Origin of the sequence: Microcoleus pseudofavosus SVA1_A4 (assembly GCF_036700565.1) — a bacterium.
In the GTDB taxonomy this organism is placed as follows: Bacteria; Cyanobacteriota; Cyanobacteriia; order Cyanobacteriales; family Microcoleaceae; genus Microcoleus.
Map to the genome: position 1 here is coordinate 1 of NZ_JAUBPE010000099.1, position 21,909 is coordinate 21,909.

Genomic DNA, 21,909 nt, shown 5'->3' on the forward strand with positions numbered 1-21,909 from the left:
TGTCCGATACCTAGAAAGTAAACGACCCATATTTATCAATGCACTATTTTGTTATTCTGTCAATGCGTAAGTCCTAGAAGCAACAATCGCAATGGTTTCAGCAATTTAAAATCTCCTAACCGGCTTGGCGGTTGCTATATTTTCACCGCAGGTAAAAGCAAGTTCGGTAACATAAACGTTGTAGGTTTGTAGTGATGACTTGAGTCCTATAGCAATCCTAAATGATTTGAAAAATAGTACGCGAGCAAGATGCTCGCACTACAAGGATTCTGATCTAGATCGATTTTGCGACTGATTTAGGACTGCTATAGTAGTTTTATGAGGACTCAAGTCCTCACTACAAAACAATTTGATTGCAGTCGTTCGATCGCACATACAGCGTATTCAAGGTCGATCGAGTAGGGACACGGCAATGCCGTGTCCCTACGGGGATCGAAGGATAGGCGACTGTACTTCATGAACGCGGAATCTGCTGTAAGATGATTCATATCAATTCCGTTAGCATCGGAATGATATAAACGGAGGACACGGCAGTGCCCTTTCCCTACCGCGATCAATTGTAGGGAAACGGCACTGCCGTGTCCTCTATATCAATTCCGGTGCAGCCGGAATTGATATCACGGGCGAGACGCCCGCGCCACAATAAAGACACAGGAAAAAGGGGATTTTGGAGTTGGTATTTTAAGTCCACTGTCTGAAAAATGTATTTTCTTGCCAAGCGGCGGCGGTGCGCTTTTCAAGTGCTGCCATTTCTGTTTTGTTCAGGGGTTGGAATGCTTGGGCGACTTTGAAGTTTTCTTCTAATTGCTTTACTGAGTCGGCGGCGATGATGCAGCAGTGCACGCCGGGAAGTGAAAGCGTGTAGCCCATTGCTTGGTGCATTCCATCTAAAACACCGTTCTGAAATAATTTGCCGTAAGCTGGTATTTTCATGGCTATCACGCCGATGTTTTTGGCTTTGGCAATTGGTAAAGCGCTGGTAACAAAGGAGCGCGGGTGATGTTTTTCGGCGGCGTTGAGGGAGATTAATGTTGTGTCAAAAGGATAGCGCTGCAAGCCTGCGGCAATGATGGCTGGTTCGTGGTGTCCGGTGATGCCGGAAAAACGAATTATTTTTTGCTGTTTGGCTTCTTCGATCGCCTTTATTGCTCCTTTAGCACTGAAAATTTGATCTAATTCGCCTTGGAATGAGACGTGGTGGAGTTGCCACAAGTCGAGCCGATCGGTTTTCAATCTTTTGAGCGATCGCTCTAAGTCTCTCCACGCGCCGTCTCTGTCTCTGGCGGAAGTTTTTGTGGCTAAGAAAAGGCGCGATCGATATGGTGGCAAAACTTTGCCTAAGTTTTCTTCGCTGGGCCCGTACTCGGCCGCCGTGTCAAAATAGCGAATGCCTAGTTCGATCGCGCGTTCAATTTGCACCGCCGCTTCTGCTTCTCTTCCCGGCTGCGACAGCGGTGTTTGTCCTGCCCCCCCCAAACCGAAAATCGGCACTTTCACGCCGGTGTTGCCTAACAGTCGTTCTGGCATTTTTACTGTGGCGGCCCCCTGGTTACTGGGTGCGGCTGCGATTTCCCGATCCTGCTGTTCGATCGCCTTAGCGCCTGCAATGCCGCTGGCAACAGCTATACTGCTCAATATAAAATTGCGGCGAGTCTTTTTGCGGGTCATGGTTTCGGTCTCCTCAGAATATGTGAGTAGAAATTAACCGCGTTTGTGAGAGCACAATACATAGATTTTTACCGCAAATTGGATAATTTTCCCCCTATCCGACGGAGGAGATAGCTGGGGGAAAATTATTTATGTGCCGATCGACTATTGGTCAATTATCCATGCGCGAATCAGTTCGTTGATCTGTTCTGGTACTTCGTCGTGGGGACAGTGACCGGCTTTGATAAAATGTTCTGTCAACTGCGGATAGTGGTTGCGAAATTTTGCGCTTCTTTCTGTAGAATTCATCCACGGATCGCCTTCTCCCCACAGCATTAGCAACCCACAGGTTAATTGACTCAGCAATACGTCGATTTTTTCGCCTTGGGGTGTTCGGAATACGGAAGCGAATACTTTGGGCGCACCGGGATCGCAGGAGGGAAGGTAAATTTCTTCTACTAATTGGTCTGTGACGGCGCTTTGGTCAAGATAAACTTTTTCTAGGGTTTTCCGAATTGTCGATCGCTGGCGCACGTACTGGAACAGCAGAAAACTTGCCCAATCTTGCTGAAATAAGGTTTTAGCTACCGCAGATATGGCTTTTTGCACGGGCGGGGCTTCGGGTGCGGGCTGCGGTTCGCTGAAGGGGCCGGCGCTGTTGATTAATATCAGCCCGGCGGCTGATTCGGGGCGCTGGGCGGCTACACACAAGGCGGCGTAGCCTCCGAGGGAGTTGCCGGCTAGTACGGCGGGCCGGCCGATGATGTTGGTGATAAAGTCGTGGAGTTGGTCGCGCCAGAGGTCGCCGCTGTACTGCAATTCGGGTTTTGCCGATCGCCCGAATCCCAAAAGGTCGATCGCCCACACTTCAAAGTCTTTGCTCAGGCCGCTGATATTTTTGCGCCAGTGGTCTGTGGAAGCGCCAAAACCGTGAATTAACAGCAGGGGAGGGCGTTCTGGATGCCGATCGCTGGATCGAACGTAGTACACTGAATGCCCCCGCCACTGCCAGTAAGTGCCGGGAATGGGGGCTGCGGTGATGGCTGGGGTTGTTTGCATGATGTAAAGAAATAATTATTTACTTTAACTATTGTATCGCGACGTTCAGATTTATATAGTTGGGGAAACGCGCCGGGCTGGGGCCAGCAGAGGATTTGTCAATTTGGGCGTGTTGGGATCTCGCGCTCGCCCGCACTCAGTTTCAATAACTTTTGTAACGAATATTGATTTGGTGAGGATCGCAGTAGTGCGATTTTTGTGCGCCGAGTCGAATTTGGGAAATAAATCGGGTTTCGGCTGCAACACACCTAGGTATGATGATTTTGCTGTGTGGCGGCCTGAGCAAGTTCTGGGCGATCGGCGCAAAGCTTGGGCCGCGAGGGTCGATCCTCATGGGCGAGGGTGAAGGGATCGACTTTTTCACATTTATTTCCGAGCTTTTCAAGGTGGGGATCGTTTGGTAAGAACTGTTGACGGCTTGGGGGATGCAGCGAGCCTAAGTATTGCTAGTTGGCAAAAGCCCACATCAAAAATCTGGCTGCTGGGAGAACTTATAAGTAAAATTACTGATGGTTCTCTGCAGAAGTTTCTCAGAATCGCTGAATATTTTGTGACGTTGTTTGCTGTTCTTAATTGCTTTGATACTCTAAGATAGAAGTAGAGCTGCGCCGCTCAATTAATTAGCATTTTGAATACTAGGGAGCCAACTATGCAGGGTGTGAACTTTATCCACCTGAAAGTTAGGGAGTTTTCTGAGTGATTGCTATTTCACCCCGTCCGGTCGGACGCAATTGGATTACGATTAGCTTCGCTTCTACCCTATACCTTTGCCCTATTTTGGATCTGCTCCTAGCAGAGCTTCCGGATCGCTGGCAAGCGGAATTGCGGTTAGGGCTTCAAGAAGCTTTGGTAAATGCTGCTAAGCATGGAAACAAGTTAGACCCCGGTAAAACTGTTGGAGTCCGTTTTTCGATCGTCCAGAACCAATATTGGTGGGTGATATCGGATGAAGGTTCTGGCTTTAATGCCCCTTGCAGTTGCAAAAGTTATACAGATGATTGCGACAGTCTACTACCAGAGGATGTTGCCGATGACTCTGCACTCCCCCATGTGGAACAGGAATGTGGTAGGGGGTTGTTTATTCTTTACCAAATATTCGATCGGGTAGAGTGGAATTCTCAAGGTACAGAGTTACGGCTGTGCAAAGAACTTCCCAGTCGCTACCGACTGCCTAGCTTACGCTAGCACCGCTATTTGGCAGCAGTTTTCACCTCAGCTAGACCTGGAAATTTTTTCTTTCTGGCGCTGAAGCTTGCAGTGAGAATTTGAACGCTCTGGCTATTGATAGCTGATCGTAATGCAAAATGTGAGTTTTGAGTTAAAAAAGTATAAATCTTTTGAACTCACAATCGCGCGGCTCGATCGAGCCGCGCGATTGTCTAAATTTTTATCTACTAATCAAGTCAAAACTCAAGACTCAACACTCAAATTATTTGCCGTGGGTGGGACAGGGAGGAGCAGATATCGATCGATCCAGCCATCCTGCTGCTTGATTTAAGCGCGGGAGAGCTTCTTCGGGCTGTTTTTTGAGCAAAAAGACCAAAGCGGCCGCAGCTTGCTCGCAGGCCCGCGCGGAACGGTTGGCTTTGAGGCGGTGCCAATCTTTTTCGTGGATGGCGAGGCGCGCGGCTAGAGCTTGGGCTAGTTCTACCGTGCTAAGCTCGTTGAGGTTGACAGTTTGGGTTGTTTGTGTAGTTTCAAGCATAATTGGCAATTATACGGATTTGGCTGCCGTTTCTGAATTTAAAAAATATACTGCATATAATAACAACTTAATTGGAAATCGGCTTTTTTTATTATTATTGTCAGGTTTGCAGATCGAAATGCCTCAACAGCCGTCAGAGTTAAATCGGGAAGAGCAAGAAAGTGAGTTTGTTAAAGCGCTCGCAGCAGTGGAGCGATCGCTCGCAGCAGTCAAAGAACGGTACACTCAAATTCAGGTCGATCGACAGCGCCAAGTCGAACTCGGTCATCGGCGCGAAGAAATCCGCCAGTCGGGGCGCAAAAATCCATTGCCGCAACTCAAAAAAGAATTGCGGGAAATTGAGCAAGAATTGGAAACGATCGAGTTAAATTTAGAAAGCAGCCTGTTTTCTTGGGGAAGCATAAAACAACCTTTTTGGCAAGCAGTTCGCTTTGGGGGACTTGGTATTTTGCTGGGTTGGATGTTGAAATCCTATGCGGGATAGTTTTTGATTTTTTTACCGCAGAGGGCGCAGAGGGCGCAGAGGAAGAGAAAATAGAGAAATATGGTGCAAAATAATATTAAATAAACGGGAGTGGATATGACTAATCAACGAATTGCTGCAATTTTGCGCGGTGGCGAACCCGACGACACTGTAACAGTTCAAGGTTGGGTGCGTACCAAACGCGAATTAAAAGAATTTGCCTTTGTGGAAGTCAACGACGGTTCGGCGATGGCTAACTTGCAAGTAGTCATCAATGCCGATTTGCCAGATTTTGAAAATGTACTCAAACAACTAAATACAGGTGCATCTTTAGAAGTGTCGGGCGTGCTGGTAGCGTCTCCCGCAAAAGGACAGCGAATTGAGTTGAAAGCCTCACAAGTACAAGTTTACGGCGAAGCAGACCCGCAAACTTATCCGCTGCAAAAAAAGCGCCATTCCTTGGAATTTTTGCGGACAATCGCCCATTTGCGGCCGCGCACAAACACCCACGGCGCTGTGTTTCGAGTCCGCAATGCTTGTTCGGCGGCGGTACATCAATTTTTTCAAGAACGTGGTTTTTTGTGGGTTCATACTCCGATTCTTGCTGCTAGTGACTGCGAAGGTGCGGGGGAAATGTTCGCTGTTACTAACTTTGACTTAAAGAATGTGCCGCGCACTGATTCGCAAGAGGTTGATTATGCTAAAGACTTTTTTGGGAAGCGCGCCTATTTAACAGTTAGCGGCCAGTTGGAAGCGGAAGTTATGGCGATGGCTTTCGGAAATGTTTACACTTTTGGCCCGACTTTCCGAGCAGAAAATTCTAATACTTCGCGGCATTTGGCGGAGTTTTGGATGATTGAACCGGAGATGGCTTTCTGCGATTTGCAGGGAGATATGGATTTGGCTGAGGCGTTTTTAAAGTACATTTTTAAATACGTTTTGGAGCATTGCCCGGAAGATATGGAGTTTTTCAACGAGCGAATTGACAAAACGGTTTTGGCTACTGCTGAAAATATCATTAACAATCAGTTCGAGCGGATTACTTATACGGAGGCGATCGCACTTTTGGAAAAAGCAGACAAAAAGTTTGATTTTCCGGTCAGTTGGGGTTTAGATTTGCAGTCGGAACACGAGCGTTATTTGGCTGAGGATTTGTTTAAAAAACCGACCATTGTCAGCGACTATCCCGTCGGCATTAAAGCATTTTATATGCGTTTAAATGAGGACGAAAAAACGGTGCGAGCAATGGATGTTTTGGCTCCTAATATTGGGGAAATTATCGGCGGTTCGCAGCGGGAAGAAAGGCTGGATGTTTTGGAGCGGCGCATGGAAGCTCAAGGTATGAATAAGGAGGAGTTGTGGTGGTATTTGGATTTGCGCCGCTACGGTACTGTGCCTCATGCTGGCTTTGGTTTGGGGTTTGAGCGGTTAGTGCAGTTTATGACGGGAATGGGGAATATTCGGGATGTGATTCCGTTTCCGAGAGCGCCTTTGAGCATTGATTTTTAGTTGAGGATTGTGCGGGAAAACGTAGGGACACGGCAATGCCGTGTCCTTACCCGGATCGGCGATTCACAATCACAAATAAATTAAGTCGCCGAGGGAATTGTGATATCAACAGATTCCACTTTGACTGCAGTGCCCAAACTTGATAGGGGCGGTTGAATTGCCGCAGTATTTCCTACTACTAATGTAACCAGATTATCCGGTTTCAAGTAAGTCTTGGCTACGCGCTGCACGTCGGCAATTGTGGCTGCTTCGATGCTGCTGCGGTAGCTAAAAATGAAATCTTCGGGATAACCGTAGTATTCGTAGCGCATTAATCTCGACAAAGTTTGACTCGGATTTTCAAATTTGAAGATGAAAGAATTGAGAGTCGAATCTTTAGCAAAAGCTAATTCTTCGGCGGTAATTGGTTGGGTGCGGATTCGATCGATCTCAGCGCGAATTGCTTTGATAAACGGTACTGTCGCGTCCGATCGCGTTTGGCCTCCTGCGACAAACACCCCCGGATAGTCATATCTCGGACTCCAAGCTGCGTATACTGAATAAGCTAAACCTTGGCGCGATCGCACGTTATTGAACAAACGGCCACCGAAACCGTTCAAAACTCCGTTCATTACGTCCAAAGCACCGTAATCTGGACTGCTGAGCGTTCCGCCCAAATGTCCCATCTGCACGTAACTTTGACTTAATTGCGGCTGATTTACCAAAAATACGCCGCCGCCCTTGGCTGGCGATACCGTTGGTAGCGCAGGCACTTCTGCACTTTGACTCGGTTGCCAGTTGCCAAATTTTTGCTCGACGAGCGATCGCATTTTAGCTGTATCAAAGTCGCCAGAAATACCCAAAATCATATTCTTGGGATGGAAATATTTCTGGTAGAAACTCACCAAATCGTCGCGGGAAATATTGGCGAGGGTTTTGTATTCTACCGTGCGCGCGTAAGGACTGCGATCGCCGTAAATTAACTTTTCAAACTCGCGGCCGGTAATATCGTTAGGATCGTCATTGCGGCGGGCGATCGCACCTTGACTTTGGTTCTTAGCTAAATCCAACTTTTCTGCTTCAAAGATTGGCTCCCGAATCACTTCCGCAAATAAGTCAAACACTGGTTCCACATCTTCAGCTAAAGCACTAAAATTAGCAGTACCAGAAGCAACATCAATCCCCGTTTCTACCGAAGCTGCTCGCTGTTCTAACAACTGATTTAGTTCATCAGCCGTATGCCTGCTCGTGCCGCCAGTTCGCATCACTTCTCCCGTCAATCCTCCCAATCCAATTTTATCGGCAGGTTCAAAGCGATCGCCCGTGCGAAATAGCGCCGTCCCCCCGACTAACGGGAGTTCCCGGTCTTCCATAAGATACACCCTGATGCCATTTTTTAGCTCGAAGCGAGTATATTTAGGCAGTTTAATTTCGGGCACCGCCGGAAATGTTAATTCATCGTAGTGTTTCGGTGCAGCCGCGAAGGAAGGTAACAAGTTAAATGTGCCAAGTGAAACAGTAAAAAAGCAAAGCGACAGCAGAAATAACTTTGCTTTTCTCAGTCTCAATTTAGTCCTTTTCATTCTTTTTCCTAAGTTATACATTCTGACAAATGTTGACTGTTGACTGACAAATGTTAACTGTTGACTGTTGACTGTTGACTGTTCGCTGTTGGCTGTTCGCTGGAAAGCTCACCACTGACAACAGATAACTGACAACTGCCAACTGCCAACTGACAACAGTCAACTGACAACAGTCAACTGCCAACTGCCAACTGACAACAGTCAACTGACAACAGTCAACTGACAACTGACAACTGACTTCCTTACAGCGACAAAAGCTTGCCAATCGTGCGATTTTCCGGGCGGAAAGTTGCCTGAGCGACACGCTGAATGTCAGCGGGAGTAACAGCCGCGATCGCATCCAATTCCTTGAACAAATTTTGCCACGAACCGGTTTTCACTTGATAGTCCAGCAGCGAAAATGCCATGCCCATATTAGAATTGAGCGATCGCAACAAATCGGCTCTCGCCTGAGTTTTCACTCGATCCAATTCCAAATCAGAAACCGGCTCAGTTTTCAGGCGATCGATTTCCTTGCTCAAAGCGGAGGCTACTTCATCAACCGTGCGGCCCGGAGCAGTTTGAGCGTAAAATAACATCAAATTCGGATACTTGTCCCCCGGATAACCGCTGAAACCTTGAGCCGCGAGCGCCAATTGCTGTTGTTCTACCAAAGATTTGTAAAGCCGAGAAGTGCGGCCATCGCTGAGCAAAGAACCCATCATTTCATAAATCGCATTGTCGGGATGATTCATCGCCGGCCGGTGGTATCCTTCCAAATACCAAGGTTGAGTTTTTAATTGCAGCGTGAGTTCCTGAGTTTGCGTTTGGGGAGGTTCGACAATTTGCAATTCTGGAGGCGCTGGTTTCGCCTTGTAACGGCCGAAATAAATTTGAGCCAGTCGCTTCACCTCCGAAGCTTTCACGTCTCCTACCACCGCCACAGTCAGCTTGCTGGGGACGTAGTGAGTCTCGAAAAACTTCTGCACGTCGCTGCGGCTGAGGTTTTTAATGTCTTCAGTGTAGCCAATTACGGGGCGGCGGTAGGGATGAACAGAGAAAGCTTTGTTGGCAAAAACTTCAACCATTTGTCCGATCGCAGAATTCTCGGTTCGCAGCCTGCGCTCTTCTAAAATTACCTGTTTTTCTTTGTAAAATTCCCGAAATACCGGTTCTAGAAATCGCTCGGATTCCAGCGACATCCACAGTTCTAATTTGTTAGCTGGGAGGCTGTAAAAATACATTGTGGCGTCGGTAGAAGTCGCGGCATTGAGTCCGACTCCGCCGGCTTGTTCGACTATTTTTCCGAGTTCGTTGCGCTTGACAAATTGCGAAGCTTCGGCTTCAACTTTGTCAAATTCTGCTTTGAATTTGGAGGCTTCTTCAGTTTTGCCGCTGGCCTTGGCTGCTTGCATTTGCTCGAAGAGTTGGTCTTGTTTTTCTAGCAGCGGCTTTTCGGCTTTGTAGTCGGTAGTGCCGATTTTTGGCGTGCCTTTGAAGGCTAAATGTTCGAGATAGTGAGCGACACCTGTTTGACCGTCGGGTTCGTTTGCGCCGCCGACATCGGCGTGAATCAGAAACGATGCTACGGGCGATCGGGGCCTTTCGAGCACGATGAATGTCATGCCGTTGTCGAGCTTAAATTCGGTGACTTGCTTGATTACTCGATCGAGCGACGGTTGAACAGACACTGCTTGGGAGCCGCTAGCGGGGTTGGGGCGGGCGAGGGCGATTTCGGGGGAAATTCCCCACCACAGCAGTACAGCGGCGAGCAGGGAGGCGATGAATCGAGTTTGGCGATCGGGCGATTCGGGTTTTTGGAACTGCGGGGTCATTCGATTTTAGATTTTAGATTTGGGATTTTGGATTGTCAAACAAAAAAATGTTTGTGCTCGGCGGCCAGGGATTCTTTTCTCAGGATAAAGATTTTTGGAGGCATAAGCGATCTGTTGCGCCGCAGATGTTAGGCTGATACAGCAAATCTCAAAAAGGGTCATTCGATTTTAGATTTTAGATTTTAGATTGTCAAACGGCAAGAAGTTTATACCGAATAACAAGAGATGCTTTTTAAGCATAAAGATTTTTGGGGCATAAGCGATCTGTTGCGCCACTTCCAGTTTAAGATTAAAGTCACGCACAACTTAAAAGTTAACATAATTTAGTCCTTCAGTTCCGAATCCGCAGTTCCAAGTCGCCAATTACCGATTGCAAAGCCATGCGAATTTTTAATCAGTCTCCTCCTTCTGAAACAGAAACCAAGAAGCGGATTTTACAAGCAGCTCAGCGGTTGTTTGCCCGCAGCGGATACGACGGCACGACAACTCGCGATTTAGCAGCGGCGGCGGGGGTGGCGGAGGGTACGCTATTTCGGCATTTTGATAATAAAAAAGCGATTTTGATTCAGGTGGCGACGGAAGGATGGGTGGAAATACTGACAGATTTGCTGACAGAATTGAGCGAAATGGGCAGTTACAAAGCAGTGGCTCAGGTGATGCGGCGGCGGATGCTGAATATCCGCGCGAATAGCGACATGATGCGGGTGTGTTTTTTGGAGGCGCAGTTTCACCCGGATTTGCGCGATCGAATTCAGTTGGAAGTCATCGGAAAAATGAGCGATGTGGCTGAGGCTTTTTTTGAAACGGCGATGGAAAAAGGAGTGTATCGGAAGATGAATCCGAAGATTGTCGCTCAGGTATTTTTGGGAATGTTTGCCGTCGCGGGTTTCAGTCAAAATACGATTATGGAACCCAATGCTTCTCCACAGGAAATGCAGGAAATGGCCGAAGGACTCGCAGATATTTTTCTGAATGGGGTTTTAGTCAAGGATGAATAATTAGGGCAAAAAGCAAAAGTTGTTATGGGCAAAGTTTTGGACTATTCTATTCGGCCGCTAACGCAGGAAGACGAGCCTTTTCTGTGGCAAATGCTATATGAAGCAGCGCACATGGCAGAAGAAGGCGAATCAACGGTGCAAGCGGTTGTCAATCATCCTTTAATTGCGAAATATGTCAAGAATTGGGGACGTGCAAGCGATCTGGGCTTCGCATCGGAATTGAACGGGAGCCAGCTAGTAGGAGCCGCCTGGCTGCGTTTGTTTGCAGAGGATGACAAGGGGTTTGGCTGGGTTGACGATACTACCCCGGAATTGGCGATCGCCGTTCTTCCAGAATATACAAATCAGGGTGTAGGAACGCAGTTGCTGGCTCGTTTGCTGTCAGCAGCACAAGTCTCTTATCGATCGGTATCCCTGAGTGTCAGAAGCTCCAATCGGGCCCTGAGTTTGTACGAGCGATCGGGATTTAAAGTAATTGAGGGAAGCGACACAATCAACCGCACAGGAGGGACATCATTCACGATGAAAGTTGATTTGGATTAAGTGAAGGATTACTCTATAAATTCGTACATTTGCTGTACCCAATTCTCACGATTTTCCTGCCATTCATCCGTCATTACTTCCCAAGTTGTATTGCTTTCAAGTTCCAGCAATAGAGTTGATACTTCTTCAAGCGTCGATGCTATGCGACATTCTTCTACCCAACTTTGTCGGAGCATTTTCCATTGACTTTGTACCGCTTGCATCTGAAAATTTGATTCTAATTCAACTAGCAATTTGGCTAGCTGTTTTTCGTCACTTGCTGCTGACACCTCGCTCATCCAAAAGTCGCGAGGTTCTTTCCATTCTTCCGTCACTGCGTCCCCGTTGAGGTGGGCTTCAAACTCTAACAGTAATTGATTTAGTTCTACCATATTAAATTTTGTCTTGTTTGCAGTTTGTGCTATTTTTGTACAAATTTTATTGATTGAGAGTGTTGGTTTTTTATAATGAGCAATGTGGCTGAGGCGTTTTTGGAAACGGCGATGGAAAAACAAGTTGATCCAAAGATGAATCCGAAGATTGTCGCTCAGGTATTTTTGGGAATGTTTGCAGTCGCGTGCTTCAGTCACAATACGATTATGGAGCCGAATGCTTCTCGGCAGCAAATGCAGGAAATGGCTGAAGGACTCGCAGATATTTTTCTGAATGGGGTTTTGCAGAAAGATGAATCATTAGTCATTAGTCATTAGTCATTAGTCATCAGTCATTAGGAAATTTTAGAGCCTGAAAACGCATATCTACAGGCTCTGACTCGTCGAAACTACTCCTTAAACTTGTGCATTTGCTGTACCCAATTATCGCGATTCTGCTGCCATTCATCGGTCACAGCTTCCGAATTTATATTGGTTTCTAGTTCCAGCAATAAACTTGATACTTCTTGAACAATCGATGCTCCCAGACATTTTGCTACCCAACTGTCCCGGCGCTCTTGCCACTGAATATCAACCGATTTTCCCTGCAAGTTAGATTCCAATTCAACTAGCAATTTTGCTAGATATGTCAGGTTAACTGATGCGGCCACATCGCTAACCCAACTTTCGCGGCGCTCTTTCCATTCTTTTTTCACTCCTTCCGATTTGAGGTTGCTTTCAAGCTCTAACAGTAACTGATTTAGTTCTACCATCTTAAATGTTTGACTTTTTGTAGTTTGTGCTACAATAATCATACCAAAGTTTTCCACAAACAAAGTGTTAATTTTTTTAAAGATTGCGGTCGCAGTGAAACTACAGAATAGATAACTGAATAATGAGCGATGAATTTACGTTAGATATGCTAGACATTCCCAGCAGTTGGAGGCGGGGCGAAGGTGACTGGACAGGAGTGGCGGCGGCTATTGCTAGAGGGGAAGGTGTCGAGGTAATTCAAGAAGTTGGTTCTACTTTGTGGCAAAACAGTTTGCCAGAAAAACATTCTTTGTATTGGGAGGGGGAAAATCTATCCACTATCAAAGCCAGAATTTGGATTAGTTTCACGCAGAGAAGATTTTCGCCGGAATCTGCTTTGCCAAAAGTTCAGTGGCATCCGAGAGTGTTGTGGATAGGGATAGGTTGTGAACGCGGAACAGGGCGAGAATTAATCGAAACAGCGATTAAACAAGTATGCCGCGGTTATCATTTAGCCGAAAGTGCGATCGCAGGGATTGCTACAATAGACACTAAAGCAGGTGAAGTCGGATTGTTAGAACTTTGTGCAGCGCGAAACTGGCCGTTAAAAACCTTTACTGCTGACATTTTAAGTTCCGTAGAAGTCCCCAATCCTTCAAATATTGCAGCAAAACAAGTCGGGACGCCTAGTGTAGCAGAAGCTGCGGCACTTTGTGCGATCGAACTGATATCTTGTACCATTCTCAAGAACAGGCAAGATGCCTGTGAAGCGAAGAGTGAATCTGCTTGTGGGGTGGGCATCCTGCCCGCCCGTGAAAGGCTTTTAGTCCCTAAAAAAATATTTCGCAGTCAAAATCCCCCCCCTTTACAAGGGGGGGTTAGGGGGGGTTCTGCTGTAACAGTAGCGGTTGCAGTTTGCCCGATCGAGTATCTGGGATAATGTATTACTGAGACAAAGTATTGGCATTCACAAATCGACCAATCAACCCAGAAACAAATGACAACACAATGGAACCCAACAAAGCCGGCCAAAAACCGTTAACCGCAAAGCCGATACTGAACGCACCCGCCAACCATGAAGCCAGGGAAAGCGAAATTGCATTCACAACGAATAAAAACAAACCTAAAGTAATAACGGTCAAAGGCAGCGTCAGCAATGTAATAATCGGTCTGACAACCGCGTTGACCAATCCGATAACAACAGCAGCCAGCATCGCCGCCGGAAAGCTCACCACCGCGATACCTGGTACAATGTTAGCGGTAATGACCAGCGAAACCGCTGCTACTATCCAAGTTAAGAAAAAACTTAGCATATCTTTTTTTTCATCTCCATCACTATTAATTAAGATTGTACCTGTTTAGTCGATCGACCAAAGTTCGGGATACACTACGAAATACCCACCTTGCGAGAATATCAGACTTATGAAACTCCGGCAACTAGCAGCATTCCTCTTAGCCCTAACTATCTTCATCCTGCCGCGGCCAGCCCAGGCTCAATCTAAATATTACCCTCCTCCGCTGTCCTTTAGCAACGCCGAACTAACAAGACGCGATTTTTCGGGTCAAATGCTGCGGACTGCTGAATTTTCTAACGCTAATATGGACTTGACTAATTTTTCTAATGCCGATTTGCGGGGAGCAATTATGAGCGCTTCGGTGATGACTCAGGCGAATTTGCACGGAGCAAATTTAACTAATGCCATGATAGATCAAGTTAAATTTACTAAGGCCGATTTAAGCGATGCAATTTTAGCGGAAACAATTTTGCTGCGTTCTACTTTTGACGGTGTTGATATCACCGGCGCTGATTTTACCGACGCAATTATGGACGGCGCACAAGTTAAAGAATTGTGTACAAAGGCAAGCGGGATTAATTCTCAAACAGGGGTTTCTACTCGCGATTCTTTGGGATGCCGCTGATATCATCTCCGGTCAATTACTGATGATTGTTTGTTGGTGGGGGCGGGTTTTTGAGATTGTTTGTTTGGGGCGATTATGGTTGGTGGAACCCGCCCCTACGAAACCATATTTTGTAGGGGCGGGTTCCACCAAAAATATATAACGATTGCCAACAATTTAGATAAACCCGCCCCCACACCGCGAATAATTCACTTGGCTTTTTTCTGGGAAGCCGCATAATGCTCAGTCATTAACTGATTGACTTCTGGATTGTAAATCCGCAGATAATTCCAGTAATTCTCAAACACCGATTTCACGTATCCTTTCGTTTCAGGAAACGGAATCTTTTCTGCAAAAGCATCCGGGTCACTAAAATCAAACCTCTTCAACCAATCTGCTACTGCATTCGGCCCCGCATTGTAACTCGCCACAGCTAACATCGAGTTATTCTTGTACTCGTCGTGAGTGTGATCCAAATACCACGTACCGAGTTTAACATTGTCGTCCACATTCTCCAACGAATACTTTTTGATGCCCATTTTCTCAGCAACCCAAGCTGCTGTTTCCGGCATTACTTGCATTAAACCTGTCGCGCCAACTGCTGATTTAATCTGGGGCATAAACCGCGATTCTTGCCGGATTAATGCTGTGACTAATACTGGATTTATTTGGCGTTCTTGCGACCATTTGACTATGGTTTCTAAGTAAGGAAAAGGATAAAGTGCTTGCCAATAAGCCGGCTGCTGTCTGAGAGCCAGGTAGTCGGTTCTATCATCTGGTTGTTCGCGCTGCCGCAAACTCCCAACCATCCACAAACCATCTAAATTGTCTCCGACTCCAACTCGCATTAAACCGTCGGTAAACTGTTCGGCAATACTTGGTTCTACGCGGTCGATAAATTCTATTTGCCACAGCGTCCAAGCATCTCTATCTTGACCTAATTGGTAGAGTTCTTTCAACGCAGGAGAACCGGCGGTTGGTTCGGGGCGCTGAGGGGGCCGCACTACATTGGGAGACAAATCTCGGACTGTTGTAAAGTCGCCTACGGGCCAGCCGAGAAGTACAGCCGATCGCCACGCAAAATATGATTCTGGATAGCGTAAGATAGTGTACTCAAATGCAGTCTTGGCGTCTTGTTGGCGGCCGAGTTGCTGTGCCCATTTTCCGACCCAAAATGCTGCTTCTGGAGCTTGTTCGCTGTCGGGATTGTTGGTGGTTAATTCTCTCGCCCACTGCCAAGCTGATTTTAAATCTCCGCCTTTGGCATACTGCTGGGCGATCGTCCACCGCAGTTCGCCTGCTTTATCAGAATTATTGTATTTTGTCAAGAGCAACTTCCGGGTATCTGAGGCGGATTGACCGCTGCGTGCTTTGTCGAGAAGTTGGGATTTATCTAACAAAGCTTCGGGGGCATAATTGGGGAATTTGCTAATAACTCGATCGAGCAAAACGATCGCTTCTTTCGGTTCGCTCAGCCGCGACAGCCGAATTAAACCCAAACCAGTATCTTCGGAATCGGGAAACTCGCGCCCTAATTCTTGATAGGCAATTCTCGATTCCGGGATTTTTCCGTCGAGCCATAAACCGCGAGCTTTTCGGTAAAGATTTTTGGCGGTGCGGGGAGCTTTCCCGTAAGCAATAGCTCCTTTGCCGTAATCCTGTTTTTCCCAATAGCCAAAAGCAATTTCTTCCCAATCTTCCGGTTTCAAAGCGCTGCTGTTTCGCTGCACCAGTTGTTCCAAAATTGTACCGTAATCTTTGACATAATGACCGTGTTTTGCTACTATCAGCATCAACTCCGGCTGATTGGGATTTTCTTTTAACTTAGTGAGGGCAATTTCTACGCTGCGGGGATGAGCGGGAAATTCAGTAATTGCCTGTTGCCAATATTCCGGTTTGGACTTGCCTAAAACATATAAAGCTTCGGCTGCTACCGGGTCGTTCGGATAGTTTTTTAGCACTTCCTGCCAAGCTTTTTGGGCTTTGCCTTTGTCGCCGGTCAATTGGTAAGCTTCCGCCCTTTGAGCGGCAATGCGAGCAGCTAAAACCGGATATTCTTGCTCTAATTTGTCCAATAATGTTAATGCTTTGGCGGCATTTCCTTGCTGGATTAAATCGCTGGCCAGCAGGTAACGGGCCCGGCTTTGAGGGGAGATTTGCTGCTGCGGGTTCGTACTTGCAGGCTGACTGGCTGCGAGTTCAACTAATTTCGCCTCTCGCTCGCTCGGTGACAGCGATACCAGCATCTTGACGGACGATTCGGAATTCGCTGCATCCAGAGGCCGCTGAGCCTTTTGGAACAAGTTCAAACCCATCCATTTCGTCGCAGCAAGCAAAGAGGCGATCGCAATAACGCAAACTGAAACGCTGATTAAAACAGAAACTCGGGCCCGGCGTCGTTTTAGCATGGGAAAATTTAAGAGAATAAGAATAAAGAACCGATCGTTTGTCAAGAGCCATAACAGGCAGGATGCGTGTTGCACGCCATAACAGGCAGGATACCTGTTCAACGAGAAATAAAAGTTAAGAGTGGGGCGGGCTCTTTCAGCCGGCCCCCAAACAGATTATTGAGATTGGTGCGAGATCCGATCGCAGGCGGACTTGGCTGATATAGTACCAGAATTTATTTCGATGTCGAGCGGAGAATTTGTGCGATCGATCTATTTACCCGCACAAAGGAAAAACGACAAAGCACCAACTACAAAGTACAATCAAAAATCTAAAATCTAAAGTGTAAATCAAAACATGGAATTTCTAGTTACCGATAAACCCGGCTCTGTTTGGACGGGAGACGCCCTGGCAATTGGTCTATTTGAGGACGCCCTGGAACTGGGCGACGAGCTGGCACAATTAGATGAAAAGCTTGCAGGCACTTTGAAAGAGCTGCTACTGGAAGTAGATTTTAAGGGCAAAGCGGGCACGAGCGCGATCGCCCGCGTCGGCGGCAATAATCCCATCCGCAAAATTGCGATCGTCGGTTTGGGCAAAACAGAGGACTTAAAATTAGACACCGTGCGGCAAGCTGCGGGCGTTTGCGCCAAGTTAGCCAAAAAGGAGAAATGCAAAACCCTCGGAATTAGCTTTCCTGTATGGAAAAGCGCGCCGGATGTTACAGCCAGCGCGATCGCCGAAGGTGTAGAACTCTCCTTGAATCAAGACAACCGTTTCAAATCGGAACCTGACGACAAAAGCCCCCAACTCGAACAAATTCATTTGCTCGGTTTTGCCGGTACCGAAAGTGCGATCGCCCGCGCCCGCCAAATCACCGCTGGAGTCATTTTAGCACGGGAATTAGTCGCAGCGCCGGCCAATTTTGTTACCCCGATTACAATGGCCGAAACCGCTCAAAGTCTTGCTGCCGAATGCGGTTTAGAATTAGAAATATTGGAGCGGGAAGACTGCGAAAAACTCGGCATGGGAGCCTTTCTCGGCGTTGCCAGAGCATCCGACTTGCCGCCGAAATTCATCCATTTGACTTACAAACCCGAAGGCACACCGCGCCGCAAAATAGCAATTGTGGGCAAAGGATTGACCTTTGATTCCGGCGGTTTGAACATCAAAGGAGCCGGCAGCGGCATTGAAATGATGAAAGTAGATATGGGCGGCGCTGCGGCTACTTTCGGAGCGGCAAAGGCGATCGGACACATCAAACCCGATGTGGAAGTTCACTTTATCAGCGCCGTCACCGAAAACATGATCAGCGGCCGCGCCATGCGCCCCGGAGACATCCTTACAGCTTCCAACGGCAAAACAATTGAAGTCAACAATACCGACGCAGAAGGTCGTTTAACCCTGGCTGACGCTTTGGTATTTGCTGATAAATTGGGAGTTGACGCAATTGTCGATTTAGCAACTCTGACGGGCGCCTGCGTAATTGCTTTGGGCGAAGATATCGCGGGTTTGTGGAGTCCTCAAGATAGCGTCGCCGCCGAAATAGTCGCCGCCTCAGAATTGGCAGGCGAAAAGTTTTGGCGAATGCCGATGGAAGAGAAATATTTTGAGGGCTTGAAAGCATTGCACGCCGACATGAAAAACACTGGGCCGCGTCCCGGCGGTTCGATTACGGCGGCGCTATTTTTGAAGCAGTTTGTGAAGGATACTGCTTGGGCGCATTTAGATATTGCCGGCACGGTTTGGACTGACAAAGAAAACGGCTACAACGGCCCTGGGGCTACCGGTTTTGGAGTTCGGACTTTGGTGCATTGGGTGCTGGGCGGTGCTTAATTGTGGATTTCCAGCGCAAAAATTGAGATTTTCTCTGCCTTAAAATCCCGTTAGTCCATCAGTGAGCCTGGGGTTTAAGACCCCAGGCTCACAGCTTAAGTAATCTCAAAGAAAACTTAATAGCGATCGTTAAAAATTTAAATGTTTCTGAAGCCATAAGTAGGCGAATTTATGTATTCCGTCACTGTGAGGAACGTCAGCGTTGCGAGCCGCGACGATCGATCGCAATCGCTCATACTTGCCGAAAGCTTTGCTCCCAGGGCCCAACCTAGACTGTTTTGACATTCCCTGAAAAAATAGCTGTTTCATAAAAAATGAAAAAAGTATATAATTATGTAAATATTTCACTAGCAGAAATCAAATAATTATATTTGATCGGATTTGCATTGGTACAGATAACTTTTTTCTTGAGCTTTATGCAAGAACAATTAACAATTTTTTTTTCAACACTTGCTGTATCTTCCCCAGTCGGCTGCGACGCGCTGCCGGAGTTGCGACTGTACGCTGTTTTTGACTCGCTGACGGCACTGGCGTATTGCTCTCTGGCGCTATTTTTAGTTTATTTGACCCGCCAAAGTTCTCACAGCAAGATTTTCCGGCTGTTTGCCGTTGTTTTTTTTGCCTGCGGCGCTGCTAAATTGACGGAAGTTTGGACGCTTTGGCATTCCATTTATTGGCTGTCGGTAACTCTCAAAGCTGCAAGTGCTTTGATTTCTTTGCTTTTAGCCGCAGTCGCCCTCGCACTCATGCCGAAAGCACTGGCCGAGTCTGGTTTAAATCAAAGAGAAAATCTTCCACCACTGCCGTTAAAACAGGTAGAAGAAAATCAGGAAAAGCATGATACCCAGACAGGAGAATTGGCAAAACAATCGATCGAGCTTTCCGATGCAGACACTATTGTCGCTCGCACTTTAGCTCTCAATTCGCTGGAAGGACAGTTAGAAAAAGAAATTGCCGATCGCCAGCGGGTTGAAGAAAAGTTGCAACTGACTCAATTTGCGATCGACCGATCGGCAGATGCGGTATTCTGGATCGGGTCGGACGGTAAATTTTTTTACGTCAACGACGCGGCTTGCAGTTCATTGGGATATTCTGCGGAAGAATTGCTCGATCTTACCGTGCACGACATCAATCCAGATTTTCCCGAAACTGCTTGGAGTTTGCACTGGAAAGTCTTAAAACGCTGCGGTTCGGTTAATATTGAAGTTCACCACCTCACTAAGTACGGTCGAATTTTTCCGGTGGAAATTACGATCGACCATTTGGAATTTAACGGCAAAGAATATCAGTGCGCGTTTGCTCGCGACATTAGCGAGCGCAAGCGGATTGAGGCAGCTTTGCGGGAAAGGGAAGAAGAATTTAGGTCCTTAGTTTCTAGCATTCCCGGTGCGGTTTACCGTTGCAGCGCTGCTGGGCGATCGAGCTTAACTTTTATCAGCAGCGGCATAGAAGCTATTTCCGGCTATCCCGCAGCTAACTTTATGCAAAAACCGGTGCAGGCTTTTCCGAGTATAGTTCATCCCGATGACGCCCAGCATAGCGATAAAATTATCGATCGGGCTATTAAGACAAAACAACCTTACACGCTCGAATATCGCCTGATTCACTGCGACGGAAATGTGCGGTGGGTTGCAGAGAAAGGTCAAGCCATTTTCAACGCAGCAGGTCAAGTTTTATCCCTCAACGGTGCGATTTTTGACATGACAGAGCGCAAAGCAGCGGAGGATGCTTTGCGGCTCTCCGAGGCGATCGCCAACAACAGATCCCAGCAGCTCGAAATCGCTCTCAAAGAACTCCGAGAAACTCAAGCTCACCTAATTCATACCGAAAAAATGTCAAGCCTCGGTCAAATGGTAGCTGGAGTAGCTCACGAAATCAACAACCCTGTCAGTTTTATCTACGGAAATATTTCCTACGCCAGCCAATATATCAGAGACTTGTTACAGCTTGTGGAACTTTACCAAAAATACTATCCTCAGCCAACGGTAGAAATTCAATCATGTATTGAAAATATCGATTTAGAATTTCTGAGAGAAGATTTGGTAAAAATATTATCTTCGATGAAAATGGGAGCAGATCGCATTCGCGAAATAGTTCTGAGCTTGCGAAATTTCTCGCGTTTAGACGACTCGGTTAAAAAGCCTACTAACCTTCACGAAGGCATAGACAATACGCTCCTAATTTTGCACAACAAACTGCGAGCCAGAGGCGACTATCCCGAAATAAAAGTAATCAAAGATTACGGTCAACTCCCCTTAATAGAATGTTATGCAGGTCAGCTAAATCAGGTATTTATGAATCTGCTTAGCAACAGTATTGACGCCTTGGAAGATGCTTGCAACCAAAAAAGGCGATCCTCTGCCGGCGGCGGCGACTGGAAACCAACTATTAGCATTCGCACAGAAGCCCTGAACGAAAATAGTATTTGCATCCGCATTGCCGATAATGCGATCGGCATGACAGAAGATGTGCGGAGCCGATTGTTTGACCCGTTTTTCACGACAAAACCGATGGGAAAAGGCACTGGTTTGGGGTTAGCCATCAGTTACCGAATTGTCGCGGAAAAACACGCCGGAGCCTTGAGCTGCCGTTCCGCCGTAGGAGAAGGTACGGAATTTGCGATCGAAATTCCCTTCTGAAAAATGTGTTTGTAGTGAGGACTTGCATTCCTCACTACAAACACATTTTGCGGACATAATATTATTCCTGCTTTTTCCTTCCCCTTTCCCATTAATTACGATCGCACTCCCCGCTGCCGCAACAAATTATCTGCCCACTCCCTATCTGCTGCTTTCAAAGGCGGGCGGGGTTCTTGACAGTAATCAATCGCTAAATCAAATCTAGCTTGATTGTAAACACTCATTAATATAGCCTGTAAATCGAGTTCCGGTTCTGCATCGGACGGTTGCAAAGGTACTCGCAAGCAAGGAATCTGGTCTCGCACGCTAAAGGCATACAATTCAGCTTGAGGAAGTTGAGAACCGCGACTGACTAAAATCCGATAATCGGTGCGCTGCGTGACTCCTAAAATCGGCATGGGTTTGCCGCTTCTGAGCAGGTCAATTTCGACTAAGTTGGTGCGACTTCCCAACACTTGCTGCCGTTTAGTTTCATAAGCATTTCGTCCTTCTCCTGCGGTTTTATTCTTGGGGGAAAGAACTTCAATAACGGTGATAACTCGATCGCTAGGCATTTCTCTAATTTCTAAATAGCTTTCTTCTATGGTTTCTGGCAGCGGGAGTTGAACGGGGATGGGTTGGGTGAGGGGGCTCTCCTGAACTTGTGGTTATAATTTTATCTAATCAGAGAAGCAAGCTAATACGCGATTCCTGAAATTATTAAAATTAGAAAAGCCATATCCTTGGCGCATTATCAACTTAATT

The 21,909-nt window shown here is 46.9% G+C and carries 21 protein-coding genes and 2 pseudogenes; 11 read left to right on the forward strand and 12 right to left on the reverse strand.

The window, feature by feature from the left end:
- Positions 1-681: 681 nt before the first annotated feature.
- Together QUA02_RS29555 and QUA02_RS29560 are read right to left on the reverse strand one after the other, a co-directional pair.
- On the reverse strand, positions 682-1,668 hold the full coding sequence (locus tag QUA02_RS29555; protein WP_333033106.1) for an aldo/keto reductase: 987 nt from the start codon (positions 1,666-1,668) through the stop codon (positions 682-684).
- A 144-nt stretch (positions 1,669-1,812) separates the two neighbouring features.
- Positions 1,813-2,706, reverse strand: a complete 894-nt coding sequence (locus QUA02_RS29560; RefSeq protein ID WP_333033107.1) for an alpha/beta fold hydrolase — start codon at positions 2,704-2,706, stop codon at positions 1,813-1,815.
- 31 nt (positions 2,707-2,737) lie between these two features.
- On the opposite strand from QUA02_RS29560, the gene QUA02_RS29565 reads away from it, so the two are divergent.
- Entirely contained in the window at positions 2,738-3,052 is a 315-nt protein-coding gene (locus tag QUA02_RS29565) for a hypothetical protein (RefSeq protein ID WP_333033108.1), read from the forward strand.
- A gap of 350 nt (positions 3,053-3,402) precedes the next feature.
- Positions 3,403-3,891: an ATP-binding protein gene (locus QUA02_RS29570; protein WP_333033109.1), complete on the forward strand. Its 489-nt coding sequence runs from the start codon at positions 3,403-3,405 to the stop codon at positions 3,889-3,891.
- A gap of 244 nt (positions 3,892-4,135) precedes the next feature.
- On the opposite strand, the gene QUA02_RS29575 is transcribed toward QUA02_RS29570, so the two are convergent.
- On the reverse strand, positions 4,136-4,411 hold the full coding sequence (locus tag QUA02_RS29575; RefSeq protein ID WP_006631172.1) for a DUF6439 family protein: 276 nt from the start codon (positions 4,409-4,411) through the stop codon (positions 4,136-4,138).
- 118 nt (positions 4,412-4,529) lie between these two features.
- Here QUA02_RS29575 and QUA02_RS29580 point away from each other — a divergent pair, with 118 nt between their 5' ends.
- Together QUA02_RS29580 and asnS are read left to right on the forward strand one after the other, a co-directional pair.
- Positions 4,530-4,895 carry a sll0565 family protein gene (locus QUA02_RS29580; protein WP_333033111.1) on the forward strand — a complete coding sequence of 122 codons (366 nt, stop codon included), beginning with the start codon at positions 4,530-4,532 and terminating at the stop codon, positions 4,893-4,895.
- Positions 4,896-4,991: 96 nt separating this feature from the next.
- Positions 4,992-6,383, forward strand: coding sequence for an asparagine--tRNA ligase (gene asnS, locus QUA02_RS29585; protein WP_333033112.1), 1,392 nt, complete (start codon positions 4,992-4,994; stop codon positions 6,381-6,383).
- Between the two features lie 80 nt (positions 6,384-6,463).
- Here the strand turns inward: asnS and QUA02_RS29590 are convergent, their stop codons facing one another.
- From QUA02_RS29590 to QUA02_RS29600, 3 genes are read right to left on the reverse strand one after another with little or no spacing between them, the layout of a single operon-like run.
- Positions 6,464-7,945: a M16 family metallopeptidase gene (locus QUA02_RS29590; protein WP_333033113.1), complete on the reverse strand. Its 1,482-nt coding sequence runs from the start codon at positions 7,943-7,945 to the stop codon at positions 6,464-6,466.
- Positions 7,946-7,958: 13 nt separating this feature from the next.
- On the reverse strand, positions 7,959-8,171 hold the full coding sequence (locus QUA02_RS29595) for a hypothetical protein (protein ID WP_333033114.1): 213 nt from the start codon (positions 8,169-8,171) through the stop codon (positions 7,959-7,961).
- 16 nt (positions 8,172-8,187) lie between these two features.
- On the reverse strand, positions 8,188-9,759 hold the full coding sequence (locus QUA02_RS29600; RefSeq protein WP_333033115.1) for a M16 family metallopeptidase: 1,572 nt from the start codon (positions 9,757-9,759) through the stop codon (positions 8,188-8,190).
- A gap of 380 nt (positions 9,760-10,139) precedes the next feature.
- Between QUA02_RS29600 and QUA02_RS29605 the strand changes: the two genes are divergently transcribed.
- A complete protein-coding gene (locus QUA02_RS29605) occupies positions 10,140-10,757 on the forward strand; it encodes a TetR/AcrR family transcriptional regulator (protein ID WP_333033116.1) in 618 nt (205 codons plus the stop codon).
- Positions 10,758-10,781: 24 nt separating this feature from the next.
- Positions 10,782-11,300: a GNAT family N-acetyltransferase gene (locus tag QUA02_RS29610; protein ID WP_333033118.1), complete on the forward strand. Its 519-nt coding sequence runs from the start codon at positions 10,782-10,784 to the stop codon at positions 11,298-11,300.
- Between the two features lie 8 nt (positions 11,301-11,308).
- Here the strand turns inward: QUA02_RS29610 and QUA02_RS29615 are convergent, their stop codons facing one another.
- Positions 11,309-11,671 carry a hypothetical protein gene (locus tag QUA02_RS29615; RefSeq protein ID WP_333033119.1) on the reverse strand — a complete coding sequence of 121 codons (363 nt, stop codon included), beginning with the start codon at positions 11,669-11,671 and terminating at the stop codon, positions 11,309-11,311.
- A gap of 75 nt (positions 11,672-11,746) precedes the next feature.
- Here QUA02_RS29615 and QUA02_RS29620 point away from each other — a divergent pair.
- Positions 11,747-11,989 (forward strand): annotated as a pseudogene (locus tag QUA02_RS29620) (TetR/AcrR family transcriptional regulator); the annotation flags it as partial.
- 71 nt (positions 11,990-12,060) lie between these two features.
- Here QUA02_RS29620 and QUA02_RS29625 read toward each other — a convergent pair.
- A complete protein-coding gene (locus QUA02_RS29625) occupies positions 12,061-12,465 on the reverse strand; it encodes a hypothetical protein (RefSeq protein ID WP_333033121.1) in 405 nt (134 codons plus the stop codon).
- Positions 12,466-12,545: 80 nt separating this feature from the next.
- Here QUA02_RS29625 and QUA02_RS29630 point away from each other — a divergent pair, with 80 nt between their 5' ends.
- Positions 12,546-13,343 carry a cobalamin biosynthesis protein gene (locus QUA02_RS29630; protein WP_333033122.1) on the forward strand — a complete coding sequence of 266 codons (798 nt, stop codon included), beginning with the start codon at positions 12,546-12,548 and terminating at the stop codon, positions 13,341-13,343.
- A gap of 4 nt (positions 13,344-13,347) precedes the next feature.
- On the opposite strand, the gene QUA02_RS29635 is transcribed toward QUA02_RS29630, so the two are convergent.
- Complete coding sequence (locus QUA02_RS29635; protein WP_333033123.1) at positions 13,348-13,716, reverse strand: phage holin family protein; 369 nt, start codon at positions 13,714-13,716, stop codon at positions 13,348-13,350.
- 109 nt (positions 13,717-13,825) lie between these two features.
- Between QUA02_RS29635 and QUA02_RS29640 the strand changes: the two genes are divergently transcribed.
- Entirely contained in the window at positions 13,826-14,323 is a 498-nt protein-coding gene (locus QUA02_RS29640; RefSeq protein ID WP_333033124.1) for a pentapeptide repeat-containing protein, read from the forward strand.
- A gap of 188 nt (positions 14,324-14,511) precedes the next feature.
- Here QUA02_RS29640 and QUA02_RS29645 read toward each other — a convergent pair whose 3' ends face one another.
- Positions 14,512-16,710: a transglycosylase SLT domain-containing protein gene (locus QUA02_RS29645; protein WP_333033126.1), complete on the reverse strand. Its 2,199-nt coding sequence runs from the start codon at positions 16,708-16,710 to the stop codon at positions 14,512-14,514.
- Positions 16,711-17,047: 337 nt separating this feature from the next.
- Here QUA02_RS29645 and QUA02_RS29650 point away from each other — a divergent pair, with 337 nt between their 5' ends.
- Positions 17,048-18,526: a leucyl aminopeptidase gene (locus QUA02_RS29650; RefSeq protein ID WP_333033127.1), complete on the forward strand. Its 1,479-nt coding sequence runs from the start codon at positions 17,048-17,050 to the stop codon at positions 18,524-18,526.
- 129 nt (positions 18,527-18,655) lie between these two features.
- Here QUA02_RS29650 and QUA02_RS29655 read toward each other — a convergent pair whose 3' ends face one another.
- Positions 18,656-18,835, reverse strand: a complete 180-nt coding sequence (locus QUA02_RS29655; RefSeq protein WP_333033128.1) for a hypothetical protein — start codon at positions 18,833-18,835, stop codon at positions 18,656-18,658.
- A gap of 107 nt (positions 18,836-18,942) precedes the next feature.
- Between QUA02_RS29655 and QUA02_RS29660 the strand changes: the two genes are divergently transcribed.
- Positions 18,943-21,165, forward strand: a complete 2,223-nt coding sequence (locus tag QUA02_RS29660) for a sensor histidine kinase (protein WP_333033129.1) — start codon at positions 18,943-18,945, stop codon at positions 21,163-21,165.
- Positions 21,166-21,260: 95 nt separating this feature from the next.
- Here QUA02_RS29660 and QUA02_RS29665 read toward each other — a convergent pair.
- Positions 21,261-21,788: pseudogene (locus QUA02_RS29665) on the reverse strand (DUF4058 family protein); the annotation flags it as partial.
- Positions 21,789-21,909: the final 121 nt, after the last annotated feature.